17 protein-coding genes are annotated in these 19,774 nt (G+C 59.6%); 3 read left to right on the top strand and 14 right to left on the bottom strand.

The window, feature by feature from the left end; translation table 11 throughout:
• Positions 1–14 precede the first annotated feature (14 nt).
• The 13 genes from ribB to FIU93_RS28255 form a co-directional block, all read right to left on the bottom strand.
• On the bottom strand, positions 15–1,334 hold the full coding sequence (gene ribB, locus FIU93_RS28310) for a 3,4-dihydroxy-2-butanone-4-phosphate synthase (protein WP_031269683.1): 1,320 nt from the start codon (positions 1,332–1,334) through the stop codon (positions 15–17).
• 71 nt (positions 1,335–1,405) lie between these two features.
• Positions 1,406–2,515, bottom strand: coding sequence for a class I SAM-dependent methyltransferase (locus tag FIU93_RS28305; protein WP_152507452.1), 1,110 nt, complete (start codon positions 2,513–2,515; stop codon positions 1,406–1,408).
• A 14-nt stretch (positions 2,516–2,529) separates the two neighbouring features.
• Entirely contained in the window at positions 2,530–3,762 is a 1,233-nt protein-coding gene (locus FIU93_RS28300; protein ID WP_152507451.1) for a class I SAM-dependent RNA methyltransferase, read from the bottom strand.
• 127 nt (positions 3,763–3,889) lie between these two features.
• Complete coding sequence (locus tag FIU93_RS28295) at positions 3,890–4,630, bottom strand: TlyA family RNA methyltransferase (RefSeq protein WP_152507450.1); 741 nt, start codon at positions 4,628–4,630, stop codon at positions 3,890–3,892.
• Positions 4,631–4,637: 7 nt separating this feature from the next.
• The gene (locus FIU93_RS31800; RefSeq protein WP_267479109.1) at positions 4,638–4,766 is read right to left on the bottom strand and encodes a hypothetical protein; all 129 of its coding nucleotides are present in this window, start codon (positions 4,764–4,766) and stop codon (positions 4,638–4,640) included.
• A gap of 33 nt (positions 4,767–4,799) precedes the next feature.
• On the bottom strand, positions 4,800–5,426 hold the full coding sequence (locus FIU93_RS28290) for an SCO family protein (protein WP_075283310.1): 627 nt from the start codon (positions 5,424–5,426) through the stop codon (positions 4,800–4,802).
• Between the two features lie 124 nt (positions 5,427–5,550).
• Entirely contained in the window at positions 5,551–6,069 is a 519-nt protein-coding gene (locus tag FIU93_RS28285; RefSeq protein WP_152507449.1) for a copper chaperone PCu(A)C, read from the bottom strand.
• Between the two features lie 523 nt (positions 6,070–6,592).
• Positions 6,593–7,990 (bottom strand): MFS transporter, encoded by a 1,398-nt coding sequence (locus FIU93_RS28280; RefSeq protein ID WP_209010255.1) that lies wholly within the window; start codon positions 7,988–7,990, stop codon positions 6,593–6,595.
• 225 nt (positions 7,991–8,215) lie between these two features.
• On the bottom strand, positions 8,216–10,177 hold the full coding sequence (dxs, locus tag FIU93_RS28275; protein WP_152507447.1) for a 1-deoxy-D-xylulose-5-phosphate synthase: 1,962 nt from the start codon (positions 10,175–10,177) through the stop codon (positions 8,216–8,218).
• Positions 10,178–10,523: 346 nt separating this feature from the next.
• Positions 10,524–11,690, bottom strand: coding sequence for a hypothetical protein (locus FIU93_RS28270; protein WP_152507446.1), 1,167 nt, complete (start codon positions 11,688–11,690; stop codon positions 10,524–10,526).
• Positions 11,691–12,144: 454 nt separating this feature from the next.
• Positions 12,145–12,393, bottom strand: coding sequence for an exodeoxyribonuclease VII small subunit (locus FIU93_RS28265; RefSeq protein WP_006933521.1), 249 nt, complete (start codon positions 12,391–12,393; stop codon positions 12,145–12,147).
• A 139-nt stretch (positions 12,394–12,532) separates the two neighbouring features.
• Positions 12,533–13,462: a histone deacetylase family protein gene (locus tag FIU93_RS28260; RefSeq protein WP_031269678.1), complete on the bottom strand. Its 930-nt coding sequence runs from the start codon at positions 13,460–13,462 to the stop codon at positions 12,533–12,535.
• Between the two features lie 831 nt (positions 13,463–14,293).
• Positions 14,294–15,289: an L-threonylcarbamoyladenylate synthase gene (locus tag FIU93_RS28255; protein WP_152507445.1), complete on the bottom strand. Its 996-nt coding sequence runs from the start codon at positions 15,287–15,289 to the stop codon at positions 14,294–14,296.
• A 314-nt stretch (positions 15,290–15,603) separates the two neighbouring features.
• On the opposite strand from FIU93_RS28255, the gene FIU93_RS28250 reads away from it, so the two are divergent.
• From FIU93_RS28250 to FIU93_RS28240, 3 genes are all read left to right on the top strand, one after another.
• The gene (locus tag FIU93_RS28250) at positions 15,604–17,385 is read left to right on the top strand and encodes an acyl-CoA dehydrogenase (RefSeq protein ID WP_055658038.1); all 1,782 of its coding nucleotides are present in this window, start codon (positions 15,604–15,606) and stop codon (positions 17,383–17,385) included.
• A 21-nt stretch (positions 17,386–17,406) separates the two neighbouring features.
• A complete protein-coding gene (locus tag FIU93_RS28245) occupies positions 17,407–18,150 on the top strand; it encodes a crotonase/enoyl-CoA hydratase family protein (RefSeq protein ID WP_173017451.1) in 744 nt (247 codons plus the stop codon).
• Positions 18,151–18,223: 73 nt separating this feature from the next.
• Complete coding sequence (locus FIU93_RS28240) at positions 18,224–19,087, top strand: NAD(P)-dependent oxidoreductase (protein WP_152507444.1); 864 nt, start codon at positions 18,224–18,226, stop codon at positions 19,085–19,087.
• A gap of 67 nt (positions 19,088–19,154) precedes the next feature.
• Here the strand turns inward: FIU93_RS28240 and FIU93_RS28235 are convergent, their stop codons facing one another.
• Positions 19,155–19,721 (bottom strand): NADPH-dependent FMN reductase, encoded by a 567-nt coding sequence (locus FIU93_RS28235; RefSeq protein ID WP_023001853.1) that lies wholly within the window; start codon positions 19,719–19,721, stop codon positions 19,155–19,157.
• Positions 19,722–19,774: the final 53 nt, after the last annotated feature.

Below are 19,774 nucleotides of genomic sequence, written 5' to 3'. Positions count from 1 at the left end.
CTTCCGAAGGATCCTCAGGTGTCGAGGATCTCTGTTTCGTCAATCTTGATGTCGAAGCCTTCCAGCCCAACGTAATGACGCTCACGGGAGGCCAGCAGGCGAATTGAACTGACGCCCAGGTCCTTCAGGATCTGTGCACCAAGCCCGACCTCACGCCATTGTTCCTGTCTAGCTTGTGCGGAGCTGTGTTCCTCGGAATCAGCGGCTTCAAAGTCGGATCTCGGCCGCTTGGACTGACGGGCAACGCCCACCGACCCTTCGCGGAGATAGACGATGACACCCCGGCCTCGATCCGCAAAGTGTTTCATGATCTGGTCGAGTGGCTGGACGTCTCCGAAGACATCATCGAGCACGGATTCCAGTTGCAGACGCACCGGGACGCTGCGGCCGTCCAGAATGTCGCCGTAGACGATGGCCAGATGGTGCATCGGGTCATACGGGGTGGAATAGGTGGTGGCATAGGCCGGGCCGAAAACCGTGTCGACGGGCTGTTCGTTGACCCGTTCCACCAGTTTCTCGGTACGCTGGCGCCAGGCGATCAGGTCGGAAACAGAAACCATCTTCAAGTCGTGCTCGGCTGCAAACTCGGCAACCTGCTGGCCGCGTTTCACGGTGCCATCGTCGTTGACCAGCTCACTGATGACGCCAACCTGCTCCAGTCCGGCGAGACGGCACAGGTCGACGGCAGCTTCCGTATGGCCGGAGCGGATCATGACACCGCCTTCCTTGGCCACCAGCGGGAAGATGTGCCCGGGGCGGACGAAGTCGTCAGCGCCGACATTGGGGTTTGCAAGTGCGCGTACGGTAGAGCAGCGCTCTTCGGCCGAAATGCCGGTGGTCAGTCCCTGGCGGTAGTCCACGGAAATGGTGAAAGCGGTCGCAAGCGGAGCATCATTTTCGGCAACCATAGGGTCAAGACGCAGGCGCCGTGCATGGGCAACCGTCATCGGCGCACAGATGATGCCTGAGGTGTGACGCACCATGAAGGCCATCTGTTCCGGCGTGACCTTGGCGGCGGCAACAATCAGATCGCCTTCGTTCTCGCGGTCGTCATCGTCAGTCACGACCACCATTTCTCCACGTTCGAATGCGCGGATTGCTTCTGCGACACGGGCCTGGGACACGGGATGCTCCTTGGTTGTAGACAGTCCGAGAAAGTCGTTGGGGGTTACGGCGCCATTGGTGGCAATGGCGATCTTGCGGGCCATATCCCGCGAGACCCAGACATTGGGGTCGTTGCATAGGGCGGTTACGGAGGCAGGCGACAGGTTGGCGCGGCGCGCAAAGGCGCTGCGGCTTTCCCCTGTCTGCAAGAGCCATAGATCCAATCTCATGGCGTTCGATATACGCCTGATTGTTTTCAGTCTCAAGAGAAGGAACGAGATTTTTCAGTATTACTGAAAGATCAGTCGCTTTTGATAAACTCCGCGACGCGGGAGACAAAGGCAGGCACCATCCAGCTCTCTTCAAGCCCTGCGGCCTTGGCGATACCCGTCAGGTCTTCGCTGAGATAAGAGGTAAAATAGGGCTCGTGGAAAAGCTGCGGAAAGACCGACAGAAGGCCGTCATATTCCGGCACGTCTCCGGTTTGCAGGCTGTCGACGAAAAGAAAGGAGCCGCCGGGTTTCAGAACGCGTGCGACCTCCGAGATGACCTGACGCCGGATTTTCGGCGGCAGTTCATGGAACAGGAAGACGCAGGATACGACGTTGAGAGAATTGTCCGCAAACGGCAGGGTTTCGGCCAGGCCGCAGATATAGCCGGCACGGCGCGACGGCAGGCGCTCACGGGCAACGTTCAGATAGGGTTCCGACAGATCGAGCCCCGTGCCCTTGAGGCGCGGAAATGCGGCCAGGGCAGGCCGCAAGAGACCTCCGGTGCCGCAGGCGATATCAAGATACGAAACGTGGCGTTGGTCCTTGCGGCGCAAGATCCTGGCGAAAGGTACCAGGGCCCGTCGGCGCATGGCGGCAGTGGCACCTGAAAAAAGCACATCCACCTGGAAGTCATAGAGCCTGGCACTTTCCTCCGACAGCCAGCCATCGGTCTGAAAGTGAAAATTCTGCCGGTAATAGCGCGGCAGTGCAGCGGCAAATCCTTCGGTGGCATTGACCTCCTGATGTGCACCGCTTGCGCGACGGCGTGCCACCTCCGGCACGTCCTTGAAGAAGGCACGGCTGGTCGCGATCAGCTCGCCCGGCGTCATGGTGCCATCGGAAGGCAGCGGATAAATCCCGTCCTCGACGGACTTCAGATCATCCGCAAAAAGCTTGACGATGTCCGACAGCATGCGCCTTTGGCTCGGCACCGGGCCGATCGGCACCACCTTCGGCGTTTCCGGAAGCTGTTTCTGGAGATCCCGGTTCATCCGCCGCATGGCTTCGGAATGAAGGGTGTAGAGCGCGACCCGGCTGCCCTGGTAAAGCGCATAGCGCGTTCGCCGGGCAAGGCTCAGGAGCGGCGGCAGGCTGCGGGTTCCTTTGACAGGTCCGAATTCCTCATCCGCCGCGCTCATGGCTCACTCCCTGATCAAGGTCTGGTCAACACCGCCACTGCTTCAATATGGGGCGAATAGTGGAACTGGTCCACTGGTGTGACGCTTTGCAGCACGTAGCCGCCGTCGAGCAGGATGCGCAGATCCCGGGCAAGCGTCGCCGGATTGCAGGAGACGGCAACAATCGTCTTGACCTTGGATAGCGCCAGTTGCTCTGCCTGGGCTTGAGCGCCTGCGCGCGGCGGGTCGAAAACCACGGCGTCGTAAGGCTCCAGCTCTTCCTTCACCAGCGGCCTGCGTGACAGGTCTCGCCGTTCAAAGGTTACCTTCTTCAGGCCTTGGGGTTTGCGCAGGGCCTTGTCAAAGGCGGCCAGTGCCGCAGCATCGCCTTCGACCGCATGCACATTTGCCTGTCGGCCGAGCCTGAGCGCGAATGTGCCGACGCCGGAGAAGAGATCTGCAATTGTCTTGGCCTTGCCGACACCGTCAATTACCAGCTTGGAAAGCGCATGTTCCGCTGCCAGCGTCGCCTGGGCAAACCCGCCGGGCGCGGCAACAATACCGATGCCGCCCATGTCGAGCAGCGGTGGGCGGAGCTCCAGAATGACTTCGCCGTTGACCGAGAGCCGGGCAAGGTTCTGATCGACGACCTTTTGCGACAGGGCCGGGATCTTGCGCTCGTATCCTTTGTCGGCCTTGTCGAGAGCCACATCCAGACCGGTGGTCGTTACCAGGACGGTCATCCGCAGTTCACCCTTTTTCGGCAGCACTTCCGAGGCAAGGGACTTGAGGCCGGGCAGCGCTTCAACGATGACCGGGTCCAGCACCGGGCATTCGGCGATATCGACCAGCCTGTGGCTGGCCTTTTCATGGTAACCGAGCAAGGTGTGGCGTCCGGCGCGGGTGGCCGTCAGTACAGCCCGGCGGCGCCCCCCCATGGTCGCAGCTACCGTCCCGGAAACTTCGGTCTCGATGCCACGGTCGCGCAAGGCCTTTTCGACCAGCCCGCTTTTCCAGACAAGGTATGGCTCTTCCGCAAGGTGCTGTACGGAACAGCCGCCGCAGGCGGAGTAATGACGGCACACGGGTTCGATCCGGTCCGGTGACGGCTTTTCGATCACAGGCTTTTGGGCGCGCCCGTCCACGACTTTCGCCCGGACGATTTCCCCGGGCAGGGCCCCGGCCACGTAGATCGGCCCGGTCTCCGTCTCGGCAACGCCGTCGCCGCGGTGACCGAGCGTGGTGATTTCAATCTCTCTCTCGCTCATGGGCGAGCGATAACGCCAAGTAGGGGTTTGGGCAAGTCTTGATCATGGGACGTGCTTTCCGCTCCCTTGATGGAAACAGGCTTTTGCGCTTTCACCAGACGTCGAAGGAGATGAAAGGCGACAGCCCTCAGTCGGCTTTCTTTCCGTAGAGCAGCCATTCCGCATTGCCGTCACCACCCTTGACGGGCGAGGGGACGAGGTCGCCTGCCTGCCAGCCGGGAATGGTGCCCAGCCAAGCTTGCAGGGATTTTGCGGTCTCTTCGGCAATTGCCGGATCGACCAGACCGCTTTTGCCGATTTTGTCCTTGCCCGCCTCGAATTGCGGCTTCACCAGAAAGACGCCTTCAGCACCCGGTGCAGCCAGCGCAAGAGCGGGAGGAAGGGCAAGCTTTAGCGAGATGAAGCTGACATCCGAGACAAGTAGAGCCGGAGCGTCTCCTCCAAGGTCCTGTGAGGTCAGGTCCCGGGCGTTGAGGCCGTCGCGTGCGGCCACCTTCGGGTCTGACTTCAGACTGTCGTGCAACTGACCATGCCCGACATCGATGGCGTGAACCTTGTTGGCCCCACGTTCCAGCAGAACCTGGGTAAATCCGCCTGTGGACGCGCCGATATCGAGGCAGATCCGGCCTGTGGGGTCGACCGTGAACCGGTCGAGGCCTTCGATCAGCTTCAGCGCGGCCCGGCTGACATAACCGGAAGCGGGATCTTCAACCGTGATGCTGGCGTCCGCCGAAGTCTTCTGCGCCGGTTTGGTGCATAGATGACCATCGACGCTCACCGTTCCGCGTAGGATTGCGTCACGCGCCCGTGCGCGGCTCGGAAAGACACCCGTATCGACAAGATGCTGGTCGAGGCGTTGTTTGGACATGCAGCCTTCAGAAGCAGCCGGCGATTGCCGAGATCAGGCGGTCGGCATAAACCCGCTCACCGGCATACAGCCACAGAAACGCCGAAAGCGCGACGAGGCCCGTCGCGCCGGCGGTCAGTCCCATGAACAGCGGCATGCGCATCGTGTCCGGCTTGCTCCAGCTATCGCCTCAGGAAGAGGCGGGCGCGTTGTCGATCAGCCTGCGCAGCTTCTTCAGGGCATTTTCCTCCGCCTCACCATAGGCAATGGTTCCGACGAACTTGTTGTCGGCGCTCATCAGGTAGACGGCAGCGGAATGGTCCATCGTATAGTCGCCATCGTCAAGTGGCACCTTCTTGGAATAGACCCGATAGGCCTTCAGCATCGCATCGATCTGTTCCCGCGAACCGGTCAGCGGAACGATACGCTTGTCGAATGCCCAGACATAGTCACGCATGACTTCGGGCGTATCGCGTTCCGGATCCACAGTGACGAAAGCATAGTTGAGCTTGTCCGCATCCGGTCCGAGTTCGGCCATCCAGCCCTGAAGTTCGGAAAGGGTGGTCGGGCAGACGTCCGGACAGAAGGTGAAGCCGAAGAACATCACTGTCGGCTTGGTGGAGAAGGTCTCGTCGGTCACCGTTTCGCCTGTGCCGCTGACAAGTTCGAACGGGCCGCCAATGGCCGCAAGCGGCTCGATCAAGGCACCGGTGCCCTTGTTGCCGGCAGTCTGCTGATAGACCAGAACACCGGACACGACAGCGAGCACGGCAACAGCAGCCCAGGCCACATACCGGAAGAGTTTCAAACCAGACATCGGTTTCGTCCTGCTTTGGCCAGAGCCTTCAGTGCCGGCTTCGAGACGGGCTGGCGGCTCTGACGCTTGAAAAAGAAATTGCCGGGCGTTGTCTCTTCACCGAGACAGCGCCCGCTGACGGGGCTTAGTTCTTGCCGTGATCCATCTTGCTATGGTCCATCGCACCATGCGCAGCTTCGCCATCAGGTGCCTTGGCGCCCATCTTGGCAACAGGAAGTTCGATGGCAACGTCCCCGGCCTTTTCGAAGGTCAGGACAACCGGAATGCTGGTGCCTTCTTCGAAGGATTGGTTCAGGCCCATGAACATGATGTGGAAGCCGCCCGGTTGAAGTGCAACCGTTTCGCCAGCCGGGATGTCGATGCCATTTTCCATCTTGCGCATTTTCATCACGCCGTCGGTGACTGCCATCTCGTGGATTTCCACCTTGGCGGCAACATCTGAACTGACCGCGACAAGGCGGTCTGCGTCGGTACCGTTGTTGACGATCTCGACGAAACCACCACCAGCCTTTGCTTTGGGCGGGGTCGCGCGGGTCCACGGTTGGGTCAGCGTCAGTTCACCAACCTTGTAGTCACTGGCAAGGGCGGACAGGGAGACAAGCGAAAGGGCGGCTGCAGCCGCAACGGATTTCCAGAGTTTCATAATGCTATTCCTTGAGGTCTGAGAAGTTGGATATTCTTTCAGATCAAGGAAGGGGGAGCCCTGATGGCAGTAGCTCTATAAGGAACGGCCAGAACAGCCTGTTGCCCTGCCGGAACACGGTCAGTGGCGGAAATCGCGGGTGACAGGTTCACAGGGGCGAAAGCACTCGCAAGGCAGGGCGCGATAGCGCAGCCATGAGCACAGACCGGGCCGCATTGGCAGGTGAGCGGGTTGTGTGGCCCAGGAAGGCTTTGTTCTTGCCCGGAGGGCTGGCAGAGACTGGTAAGGCCCGCTGCAACAGCTGCGTCCGGCGTCAGCGCGCTGGCGAGAACCAGCAGAACAAGCCGCATTGCAAAGGCAAGGGTTGCCAGCGCCACCAGAGGGTGGCGCTCCTGCCTTAGCTGTTGCAGCTTTGTGATGCGCGCATTCATGCTAGCGGCTATAAGCCGGTTGCAATGCCGTGTCGAGGGGCGAAACCGCGCAGGTGCATGGGCTGAGGCCTGTCACCCGCGGCGTGGCTGTGTCAGCTCTTTGGAGTTGTCTTGTCTGCAGTCGCATCCGGCGCTTCTTCCGTTGCGGCGCCTTCAGCGGACGCGTTGTTTTCCTCTGCCTCTGCATCGGATGACGATTCGAAATTGTAGATGTCATCTTCGTAGGCGGGGAAATCTTCAGGTGCGATGACGTATTCTTCTGCTGCTGCATCCAGCGGTTCAGCCGAGATAACCGAACCGACCTGTGCCGTGGAGGCGTATTCGAAGTCGGTCTTTTCTTCCGCTGTCGGTGCCTGACGGGTCAGGACGCGGGCAAGGATGAAGATCACCATCAGGATATTCGAACCGATGATCATGATGTAGAGCCCGGACGGGCCGGTGTTGCTCATGATCATCGAGGCGGCCAGCGGCCCGATGATCGATCCGATCCCGAACGACAGCAGCATGCCAGACGACGTGGCGACAAAATCTTCCGCTGCCGCGTGGTCGAAGGCGTGCGCAACCGCGATTGCATAAAGCGGTTGGACGACCATGCCCATGGCCACGGCGCTCAGTACGGCAACCGTGAAGTCCTTCGGCGAGAAGAACACGATAGCAGCCGAGACGGCAGCGGTCGCGATCCCCAGCCCTGCGATCACAAGGCGTCGGTCAATGCGGTCGGACAAACGCCCAACCGGCCACTGTGCGATAAGCCCGCCGCCGACGATGGCTGCCGCATAAAAGGCGGCTTCCTTGGTCGAGAGGCCGATCTGGGACCCATAGAGCGAAGACAGCGTCAGCAGGGCTCCTTGAGAACTGCCGATAAACAGCACGCCGATGAAGGCGGCAGGGGAGTTCTTGTAGAGCTTGACGGGCTGGAACCGCACCAGCGTGATCGGCGCAGGTTGGGTCGAGGTGGTCAGCGATACGGGCATCACCGCAAGGGACACCATCACCGAGGCAATCGCGAAGGGGATGAAATCGGCAATATTCATCGACGCGATCGAGATCTGGCCCAGCATCAAGGCGCCGAACAGGATGACGATGTAGAACGACATCACCGTGCCGCGGTTCTCGTTGGATGCGCTTTCGTTGAGCCAGCTCTCGACGATCATGTAGAAGCCGGCAAGGCTGAAACCGGAGATCATGCGGATGATCATCCAGGCGTAGGGATCGATGAGCACGGGATGCAGGATGGCGGCGGCCGACATCAGCGAGACAAGTGCGGCAAAGGCACGAATGTGCCCGGCCCGCATGATCACCAGAGGCGCGCCGAGACAGCCAAGCACCATGCCGAAGAAATAGGCCGAAGAGACCAGACCGATTTCGAAGTCGGTGAAGTAAAACCGTTCGGCGGCCAGCGGCAGCAGTGTCGTCTGCAGACCGTGCCCGAATATGAGCAGGGCAACGGACAACAAGAGAGCGGACACGGAAAGAAGGGTCTGAGCCATGGCTGCATCCTGACGATGGATCGCCGCAGCTCCAACAGAAGCGTTGCGGCCGGTATCGTGCTCCAGAAATAAAACAAAAGCGCCGGTTTGATCCGACGCGTCTGTTTCTTTCGACCAGCCTTTTCAGGTATGGCGGCCTGTGTCAATCAGCTTTGAAACCCGCTCCCCAATCGACTTTGTCCATTGCAGCTTGTCGCGTGCTGTAGCCTGTAGCCTGAAGACCGGTCAGGCGCGTTGCGGCGCGCTGACGGAGGCCGTTCCGAGTGCGGTGAAGACGGTCTTCAGGATGCCGTCGCAGGTGAGGCCTGCCCGGGCATACATCAGGTCCGGCTTGTCGTGGTCGAGATAGGCATCCGGCAAGGCAAGGGACCGCACTTTCAGTCCGTTGTCCAGCAAGCCTTCCTCGGCAAGCCGGGTCAGCACATGGCTGCCGAAACCACCGGCGGAGCCTTCTTCGATCATCACGAGAACTTCATGCTCGCGGGCAAGACGGCGGATCATGTCCATGTCGAGCGGCTTTGCGAAGCGGGCATCTGCGACTGTGGTCGAAAGACCGGCCGCATCCAGTTCGTCCGCAGCCTTGAGGCATTCGCTCATGCGGCCACCGAAGTTGAGAAGGGCAACCTTGGTGCCCTCCCTGCGGATGACCCCCTTGCCGATTTCAAGCACGCTGCCGCGCTCCGGCATCTCCAGGCCGACACCTTCGCCGCGAGGATAGCGGAAGGAGATCGGGCCTTCGTCATAGGCAACGGCAGTTGCCACCATGTGGCGCAGCTCCACTTCGTCCGAAGCCGCCATGACGACAAAGCCGGGAAGGCAGGTCAGGAAAGCGGTGTCGAAAGCGCCGGCATGGGTCGGGCCATCCGCACCAACGAGGCCTGCACGGTCAATCGGGAAACGCACCGGCAGACCCTGGATCGCCACATCGTGGACGACCTGATCATAGGCGCGCTGCAGGAACGTGGAGTAAATCGCGCAGAAGGGCTTGAAGCCTTCGGTGGCAAGACCCGCAGCAAAAGTGACCGCGTGCTGTTCGGCGATACCAACGTCGAAGGTGCGTTTCGGATAGGCTTCGCCGAACAGATCAAGGCCTGTGCCGTCCGGCATGGCAGCTGTAATCGCGACCACCTTGTCGTCCGTTTCCGCTTCCTTGATCAAGGACGTCGCAAAGACGTTGGTGTAGCTGGGCGCATTGGCCTTCGGCTTGGACTGCTTGCCGGTGACGACATCAAACTTGGCAACGCCGTGATACTTGTCCTTCGCCCCTTCGGCAGGAGCATAACCCTTGCCTTTCTGCGTGACCGCATGGATCAGGATCGGGCCATGGTGGGTGTCGCGGACATTCTTCAGAACAGGCAGCAGGTGTTCCAGGTTATGACCGTCCACCGGACCGACATAATAGAAACCTAGTTCCTCGAACAGCGTGCCGCCCGTCCAGAACCCGCGGGCATATTCTTCAGCCCGAGCCGCCTTTTCGAACATGGGTTTGGGCAGGTTCTTCACCAGGTTCTTGGCCGCATCGCGCAGGGTCTGGTAGGTCGGGCCTGAAACGAGCCTGGCCAGATAGGCGGACATGGCGCCGACCGGCGGCGCAATGGACATGTCATTGTCGTTCAGGATGACGATAAGGCGAGAGCCGAGATGGCCGGCGTTGTTCATCGCCTCGTAGGCCATGCCGGCGGACATGGCGCCGTCACCGATCACCGCTATGACATTATTGTTTCCGCCCTTCAGATCCCGTCCGGCGGCCATGCCGAGGCCTGCCGAGATCGACGTCGAGGAATGGGCTGCACCAAACGGGTCAAAGTCGCTTTCGGCGCGTTTCGTGAAGCCGGACAGGCCATCGCCTTGGCGAAGCGTGCGAATGCGGTCGCGGCGTTCCGTCAGGATCTTGTGCGGATAGCACTGGTGGCCGACGTCCCAGATGAGCTTGTCTTCCGGCGTGTTGAACACGTAGTGCAGTGCGACAGTAAGTTCCACGACGCCAAGCCCGGCGCCCAGGTGTCCGCCAGTAATCGACACGGCGTCAATCGTTTCCGCACGCAACTCTTCGGCGAGCTGCTTGAGTTCGCTTTCATCGAGCAGGCGCAGATCGGCCGGGGACTTGACCTTGTCAAGAAGCGGGGTATCGAGCTTGGAAGTCACTCTGGAGGTAGCTCCACGATTTGAAACATGGCGGGCAGGCATACACCAACCGGATATAGGGCGCAAATCGGGCAGGGGGTATGCGCCAAATTGGCCTCATGATTTCGGTCGAAAATTTACCCCGCCTTTGCCTCAAAAGACTTAAGACGGTGTTTGGCAGAAACCGTGCAATTTTTAGTGAAAATACGCGCAATCACCCCATTGGGTGATGCAAAGCATTTGGAACTGGCCTAGGGAATGGGTGTGGTCGATGGGGCCACGTGCACAGTGATCAACTGGGAGTCGTAATCCACGGCTCCATTTTTTTGTGCGTTGGTCGCTTTCCGGTTGCTGAATCAATAGTGATAGCAACTGGCTTCAACACAAAATTCTGCGTTCCTGAGTACTTTCAAAACAGGCGGGCGATCCGGTGGACGAGCCGTGCGAGTTGAAGTTGTGTGTGCGCTCCGGTCTTTTCGTATATCCGTCGCAGATGTGTTTTTGCAGTGTTCTGCGTGATGCCGAGATCCTGGATCGTGGTGCTCAGTGCGCCGGTCATGGTCAGATGCCAGGCCAGACGTGCTTCGGAATGTGAAAGTTCGTAGTGATCCTGAAGGCAAATTTCGACCTCTTCCGGAGGGTCTTTTGATGTTGTCGTGCGGATCAAAAACAAAGGTTGTGCGCAGGCGTCCGGCGGCAGGCTCGGGCACGAAATGGTCTCCAGCGACACCCGGCAGACAAGACCGCTCTCCGGTGCGGGACAAAAAAGGACGCTTGTCGGGTCTGCGATGCCGCCGTCTTCGAAAGTCGCCAGTTGTTCCTGCAGGGCAATCTCAAGGCGTCTGCTGTTGATCGCCAGGTGCCGCTGCCGACGGACGGCGATATCCAGTTCGTTCAACCTTTCCAACCCCTCTGACGTCTCAGCAAGTATCACCCGGTTAGCGTCGACAAGAACCGCAGCGCTCTCCTGTTCCAAAAGCATCAATTCCTGGAGCTGGTTTTCGAGCCGTTGTTTTTCCAGTTGGAAGTGCAGATCGAGTGCGGGCAGCAGCGCACTGACGAGGGTGTGAAAGGTCGCGCTGGCCCGGTCCGCGTCAATCCTTTCGGTGCTGTATCCTCTGAAAAGACAGCCAAACAGGACGGAAGAGTGTGCAGTGCGCCTGACTGGGGTAATCAGCCCGGGAGCATTTTTCAGCCAGTTGTCTGCCATATTCGCATCTGAGTGCGAAGTTTCCTGCGATCCGGTGGCGGGGGCGGATGTCGTCTGTCGATGGTTCGCCAGGGATGTCTTTGAATAGGGGTAGAGCGGGGAGGCTTCGGTGAGCAGGAACTCAAATGCGGAGTTGCCGCTCACCGTTTCAATGCGGCTAAAAAGGGTCGCGAGCTCTCTGGCCTGGTCTTCGCCGCCAAGGGACCTTAACGGTGTCCCGTCTCCATCGTATTCGGCAAGAAAGGTTCTGCAGTTCAGTTTGCCGTCGATGAAGTTCAGTACTGGGGGCCAACCTTCAGGTTGTAGCGGACGCTTGAGTATCCGCATAAGTAGTTCTATGTGGTCGCGTTGGCTGAGTGCCGGCATGCTCTGCTGTGTCTATTAATGATTACATTGTCGAGGCTCTATTTTGACAATATTTTTATCAACTTATCGAATAAATTGCAATAAATCTGCCAATAGTAACCTAGGGTACGCGTGGTCGAATGATCGTTGAATAGTATGAAATTTATTATGTCAGAATATGGGTGGAACTTGGGCTTACTTCAAAATGAATACAGTGGATGCTGGCTTGTGCTGGTGGATTGGCCGCAGTTGACGCCGTCTTCTCGATAAAGGTGGCCGACACATCAACGAGGCGGCGCGCTCGCAAAGCCGGCGATATTCCGGTTGGCGATTGAGCAGCCGCTAGCCGGTCAAGACGATGAGGGATGACGTAAGCTAAAAGCGTCCGCCGGCTGAACAGGCCGCGTTTCAAGGCTGCTCTGATCGCGATTTGACGGTATTGCGTCTGGTCGAACTGGAAAATGACCTTGTCGGATTACTGCGGGTCGAGTGCTTCGGTACCGCTGGCTTCGCCATTTTGACCCAGTTGGATCTTCTCGACCTTGGCTTCCGCCGATTTCAGAAGTGTGTCGCAATGTTTGCGCAGCGCGTCACCGCGCTCGTACATGTCGATGCTTCGCTCCAGCGGCACGTTCCCTTGCTCGAGTTCCCGCACAATGGTTTCCAACTGCTTCAGCGCTTCTTCAAAGGAAAGGCCGGCAATATCGTTGGCAGCATCGGTCATCGGTCGGATCCCGTTTGTCTGGATGGCATCTGGTCTTGAGGGAAACTTGCGGTCTGAGGGCCGAAGGTCAAGGTTTCATTTGGGCCTTCAGACGGTCATCCCCGTGCTTTTCGATCTTGCCGCGCCGAAGCGGGATCGCTTAGCCCGTCATCAACGTCATGACATGGGCTGCGACCGATCGCGCCAGGCCCTCGAGATCGTATCCGCCTTCAAGGACGGAGATCAGGTGACCGTTACTATGAGCATCGGCAACGTCCATCAGCGCGCGCGTTGCCCAGGCAAAGTCGGCTTCGACAAGATTAAGGCCCCCAAGCGGGTCGCGCATGTGCGCATCGAAACCTGCGGAAATGATAACCAGCTCCGGCGCGAAGTGATTGAGGCGAGGCAGCAGCAGGACTTCGAACGCTTCCTTGAAGCCGGTTCCATCCTCCCCCGGGGCCAGAGGTGCATTTACGATCGTGTTGGCTTCTCCGGTCTCCGAGGCGGCTCCTGAGCCCGGATAGAGCGGCATCTGGTGGGTGGAGCAATACATTACCGTGGGATCGTCCCAGAAAATGTCCTGCGTGCCGTTGCCGTGGTGAACGTCGAAATCGACGATGGCTACCCGCTCCAGTCCGAACTTTGCCTGCGCATAACGCGCGGCGACCGCTGCGTTGTTGAAAAAGCAGAAGCCCATGGCGCGGTCTTTTTCAGCGTGGTGGCCTGGTGGGCGCGAGGCGGAAAAGGCGTTGTTGACCTTTTTCGTCAAGACCTCGTCGACGGCACGGCATGCACCGCCAACGCCGCGAAGCGCTGCTTCCCAGGTGCCGGGCGACATGGTGGTGTCCGCATCAACCCGGGCTGTTCCTTCCGCCGGCGCGAGCCGGTGGATCTGGTCGACGTAGCTCATCGGGTGGGCGCGGGCGATGTCCTCAACGGTTCCCATGGGGGCAAGGTCGCGTTCCACGGACTGGAATTTTTCGTGCTCCAGGATCCTGTCGATCGCCCGGATCCGGTCCGGTCGCTCCGGATGCCCCACGGGTGTCAGGTGGTCGAGATAGGACGAATGATGCAGAAGCAAGGTAGACAAGGGGGCGTTTCCGGAAGGTCGATTGTTATCTTTTGTCGGCTCTGCATCAGAACGGTTGCCGGACAGGCTGTCAATTCCCGCATTGGAATAACGACTGCGGCAAAATTGGTGAACCGCGGAAAGGAGAGCCGGGAGTTCGGGGGGGGCATTTTAGAAAGTCAGGTCAGGCTGAACTCGGACCCCGATACCGGTTCCACATGGGGCTTGTCCCGCATCGCGGGAGAGGTGGCTTAAGTCTGATCTGGGAATTCGCTTGAACTTCGCTTGAAAACTTTCGCCATCGCATTGAGTGCGTTTGAGGCAGGTGTCGTACATGAGGCAGCTGACTGGGCGAGTGTCGCACGCGTCCCGGTGTGCCGGCTTCAACTTCGGCTGATCGGACTTGGGTCATGAAAGGGAGGGTCAAAAAAAGGGGCCGGCTCTTTGCCGGCCCTTACCGAGGTGCGAGCACCGCAATGCCCGAGGGGAGGTCCGCTGCATCTCAAATCTGATTCTTAAACTACGTGATTCCAGTAAGGGAATGCGAGCTTTTTACCGTAATCCATTTGGGGCATGGTGTTGATAAGTTTGCAGTAGAGGGTCGTATCTCGATAGATATTGTATGATTTGCTTAACCAAAATCGAGTTGCGACGGCGACGGTTGCTTGTCCGTTAAAGCGGAAACTTGCGTCTCTTTTCGGTTAACTTAAGGCGATCCGGATTCAGCTTGAATTTTAGCGCCTGCTTCCGAGTTGCTGTTTTTTAAGGCCTTTTGTTTTGGTGCCGAAGAATGCGCCAAAACATTGCCGGATGAATTTAGCCGGCTCATTCCATCGCAAGCGTTGATCGGGGTCAGTCGCGTGGTGCTGCCGCACGGCGCAGCCGATCGTTGATCGCTTCGCCCAATCCAAAGCTGGGGATAAACTGCACCTTGATGACGCGGACACCCTTGGCGTCCAGAAATCGCATGGCGCGAAACAGATTTGCGGCAGCTTCGGCAAGGTCACCTGCCGGGCTCAGGTTGAATTCAGCCTGTGCACGATCAGCCCCTGGCAAACGATCAGCTCCGAAGGAGAGCAGTCCGTCTGCGGTGTTCACCTCGCTGGCGTTCAGTATCATCGCAGCGTCGGGGGCATAGTGAGACGTCAACATGCCGGGGGCCGCCGGGGCGTCCGGCCGCATGTCGGGACTGGCGCCTTGCAGCGATTGGCCAAGTACGCGTTCGATGTCCTCGCGAGCAAGGCCGCCTGGCCGCAACAGGCGCGGTGTGCCGTCAACCAGTCCGACAATGGTGGATTCTATACCGACGGCACAAGCGCCCGCATCAATGACGAAGCTGAGCGAAGGGCCGAGATCGGCAACGACGTCCTCTGCGCGCGTCGGACTGATCTTGCCTGAGCGGTTTGCGCTTGGCGCGGCGAGAGGCCTGCCGGTCTTTTCTGCCAGAAATCGCATCACCGGACCGACCGGAACCCGAAGCGCAACAGTCTGAAGTCCGGCAGTGGCCAGATCGGAAATCGTGGAATCCGGACGTTTGGGCACGACCAGCGTCAAGGGGCCGGGCCAGAAGGCTTCAGCCAGTGCAAGTGCGCGTTCGTCGAAAACACCATGTTCCAGTGCTGCATCCAGCGTCTGGACGTGGGAGATGAGCGGATTGAACTGGGGCCTGCCCTTGGCGGCAAAAATCTTCGCACAGGCCGTGCCGTTGGTGGCATCGGCGGCAAGGCCGTAAACGGTTTCGGTCGGCACCGCCACAAGGTAACCCGCCATCAGCGCAGCGCACACCGCATCTGCTTCAGGCGCTTCCTTCCAGTCAGGTGCCGCGATGTCGAGCGTCCAAGTCCGCATGTGCCTCACTCGCTTGCGTACCCGGCAGTCGAGAGCTGACCGGATGTGCGAAGATTTCGGTTCCGACAATGACGGTACAATGAGTTCCGGAAGGGCTCGAGCCGACCGGACATGTCATTTCCGCAATTGACCAAAAAGACGATGACCTGCCGCTGCGATACGGGTTGACGTTAACGTCAACGGGTCTATTGTCCTTTCAAACCGCTGTCGATAGCGCCTTTTGCGGAGTAGCCTTGCCGCCGTCAAGCTCGGAACAGCGAAAACCGCCATCCGGCGGCAAGAATCGAAAGCCAATTGGTTTTGGGAGGACCTGAATGTATCGCGCACCCGTCGATGAGATTGCCTTCACTCTGAAACATGTCTGCGGTCTGTCCGACCTGCAAAAGAGTGCCCGTCATGCCGAACTCGGCGACGATCTCGTCGATGCCATCCTGACGGAGGCGGGCCGGTTCGCCGCCGAGGAAATCGCACCTCTCAATGCAGTTGCCGACAAGCACGGCACACCGCTTGCCGATGGCAAGGTGTCTACTCCTCCGGGGTGGCGCGAAGCGTATCACGCATGGATCGAGGGAGGCTGGAACAGCCTGACTGCCGATCCGGAGTCCGGCGGCCAGGGCCTGCCGGTCATGATGTCGGCGGCGGCTCTGGAAATGTGGAACTCCGGCTCAATGGCATTCGCCATCGGACCGACCCTGACCATCGGCGCGATCGAGGCGATGGAAAAACACGCTTCGGAAGAGCTCAAGGCCAAATACCTGGAGAAGCTGGTTTCCGGCGAGTGGATGGGCACCATGAACCTGACCGAACCGCAGGCCGGTTCGGATCTGAACGCGCTCAAGGCAAAGGCCGAGCGTCGGGACGACGGCACTTACCGCATCTTCGGCCAGAAGATTTTCATTACCTACGGCGACCACGATCTTACCGACAACATCGTCCACATGGTGCTGGCACGCCTGCCGGATGCGCCAGCAGGCACCAAGGGCATTTCGCTGTTCCTTGTGCCGAAGTTCCTGGTCAATGACGACGGTTCCTTGGGCGAGCGAAACGACGTGAAGGTGGCCGGTGTCGAACACAAGATGGGCATTCACGGTTCGCCCACCTGCACCATGGTCTATGGCGACGAGGGCGGTGCTATCGGCTGGCTGGTCGGTGAGGAAAATCGCGGTCTGGCTTGCATGTTCACGATGATGAACAACGCTCGCCTTGCGGTCGGTATTCAGGGGCTTGGCGTGGCCGAGCGCGCCTATCAGCATGCGCTTGCCTACGCGCTGGAGCGCAAGCAGGGCAGGGCTCCGGGCGAGACCGGCGAAGGCATGAGCCCGATTGCCCGCCACCCGGATATCAAACGCATGCTGCTGGGCATGAAGGCGCGCACGCAGGTTGCCCGCGCCATCTGTTATGCCTGTGCCCACGCCATCGATATGTCGAAGATTGCCGAAGACGACGCTGGCAAGACCTTCTGGAACGAGCGTGCAAGCCTGCTGACGCCGATCGCCAAGGCGCTGCCGACCGACTTCGGCGTCGAGGTCGCTTCACTGGGTATTCAGATACACGGCGGCATGGGCTTCATCGAGGAAACCGGCGCCGCACAACATCTGCGCGACGCCCGCATCGCCCCGATTTATGAAGGCACCAACGGAATCCAGTCCATCGACCTGGTCATGCGCAAGTTGCCGCTGTCCGGCGGTGAGCACATCAAGGGCTTTATCGCGGAACTGCAAACGGTGGCCGACGAGGTTGCTGCCTCCAACCGCCCGGAATTCGGTGCCGCCGCAGATCGGCTCTCGGCCAGTATCCGGGATCTTGAGGACGCAACAAGCTTCATGCTGAGCGCGCAGGCGGACGGCAGGGTCGGCGATGCCCTGGCCGGGGCGACGCCCTATCTGCGACTGGCCGGGCTGACCCTGGGCGGCGCCTTGCTTGCCAAGGGTGCGCTTGCCTCGACAGGTGAACCGGCACAGCGGCTGTCAGAACGTACTCTGCTTGCCCGCAGTTTCTGTGAAACCACAATGGGGGAAACCGCCGGTTTGAAGTCGGATATTCTTCTGTCCGCCGAAGCCATTCAGGCGTTCGACGCCGAAGCCCTGGCGTCCTGAACCGCCTGATCGGAGTAGATGATGATCCGCAAGTCCCTTGAAGACGGAGTCCAGACCCTGCGTCTGGACCGGCCGGAAAAGAAGAACGCCCTGACCGGGCAGATGTACAGTGATCTCGCCGAAGCTCTGGAAACTGGCAACACGGATGCGGATATTCGCTGTCATCTGATCTGCGGCCTGCCGGAGGTTTTCACCGCCGGCAACGATATTGGCGACTTCCTGCAATACGCCGGCAAGACCGGGCTTGGGGAAACACCGGTCGTCCGGTTCCTGAGGGCTCTGGTTCGCAACGAAAAGCCGTTGGTTGCCTCGATAGACGGTATCGCCATCGGTGTCGGCACGACCTTGCTGATGCATTGCGACATGGTGTTTGCCAGCCCGCGCGCCCTCATCCGTTCCCCCTTCGTCGATCTTGGGCTTGTTCCGGAGGCAGGGTCCAGCCTGCTCGGACCACAGATCATGGGGCCGGCCCGGGCCTTTGAGCTGCTCTGCCTCGGCAACGCCTTTTCGGCCGAAAAGGCGGCACAGGCCGGACTGGTAAACGAGGTTGTCGAGGGTGACGTCGACGCGGCAGCACTTGCCTGCGCGAAGGAAATCGCCGCAAAGCCGCCCGAAGCAATGGCGCTTTCCAGGAAGCTTCTGCGCGGCGACACGTCTCAGCTGTCCGAGCGCGTAGAGGAAGAAATCAGGATCTTCGCCAGCCGGCTGAGTGCGCCGGAAACGATAGCTGCCTTCCAGGCTTTCATGACGAAAAAGAAGGCCTGAGCCACGTTTGCTCGGATGAGAAAATTTCAGACCGCAAGGTTGTCGCCGGAGAGCGGCTTACGGAGGAACCACCATGTCCCTGAAGGGCAAGACACTTTTCATCACTGGCGCATCGCGCGGGATCGGCAAGGCTATTGCGCTGCGGGCCGCGCGTGACGGAGCCAACGTTGCCGTTGCCGCCAAAACCGCCGAGCCACATCCCAAACTGGAAGGAACGATCTATTCCGCTGCCGAAGAGATCGAGGCGGCGGGTGGCAAGGCACTGCCGGTGCTGCTCGACGTGCGCGACGACGAAGCGGTCAAGGAAGCAATGTACAAGACCGCGGCGCATTTCGGCGGGCTCGACATTCTGGTCAACAACGCCAGTGCCATTCAACTGACCCCGCTGCAGCAGACCGACATGAAGCGGTTCGATCTGATGCACCAGATCAACACCCGTGGAACGCTTGCCTGTTCCAAGCATGCGATCGAATATCTGAAACAGTCCGACAACCCGCATATCCTGATGCTGTCGCCCCCTCTGGACATGCAGGAGAAATGGTTCGCGCCCTTCACGCCCTATTCGATCGCCAAATACGGAATGAGCCTGGTGGTGCTGGGGCTGGCAGGCGAGCTGCGCTCCAAGGGGATTGCGGTCAACGCGCTATGGCCACGCACGACCATCGCGACAGCGGCGATCAAGAACATCATCGGTGGTGACAAGATGATGCAGCAGAGCCGGACGCCGGACATTCTGGCCGATGCAGCCTATGAGATCTTCACCACACCGTCGAAGGAATTTACCGGACAATTCGTCATTGACGACACGTTCCTGGCCAGTCGCGGTGTGACCGATTTCGACAAGTATCGGGTGGACCCGAGCTTGGCACTGGCACCTGATTTCTTCGTCCCTGACGAGAGCAAGGCGCCGTGCGACCTGGGGCCGGTCAAGAAGTAGAGCCTGGTCTTCCAGACTGTTCAGAAGATCTAGGGGCCGCCGGATGTCGATCCGGCGGCCTTGTCATTTAACCGCGCATGGTTTTCAGGGCGGTCGCCCACTTGGTCAGCTCGCCCAGAAGCTGGGTGGCGCCTTCGCTCATCTTGTCGTTCGGCGTGAAGACGCTTTCATCGTTGATGAATTCCGGGAAGAAAGGAACCGGAACCACCTGCGGCAGAGCCATCACGTTGACGTTGCCGAGCAGCTCGCGCAGCGTCTGCGACGCGCGCAGGCCACCGGAAATCCCGCCGTAGCTGATGATGCCGGCCGGTTTGTAGTTCCATTCACGGTAAAGCACCTGAACGGCATTCACCAGCGATGCCGGCGTGAAATAGTCGTATTCCGGGGTCAGGAACAGGAACGCGTCTGCGTCGGCGACAATGCTGCTCCAGCGCTTGGTGTGGTCGTGGGTGTATTGCTGGGCAGCCGGATGCGCCGGCTCGTCCAGAAGCGGCAGGTTGATGTCGGCGAGATCGATGCTTTCCACCTCGAAGCCGCCATGCGCTTCGGCGGCACTGGCTGCCCATTTCGCGATCGTCGGCCCGACGCGGCCAGGTCGGGTCGACCCGGAGATGATCTTCAGTTTCAGCGACATGATGAATTCCTTAAGAAACAAAAGCTTGGGAGGAGTATCCAGACGATACCTCG

It is taken from the genome of Labrenzia sp. THAF35 (assembly GCF_009363595.1).
Classification (GTDB): Bacteria; Pseudomonadota; Alphaproteobacteria; order Rhizobiales; family Stappiaceae; genus Roseibium; species Roseibium algicola.
This window is presented reverse-complemented; position numbering and strand designations above follow the sequence as displayed.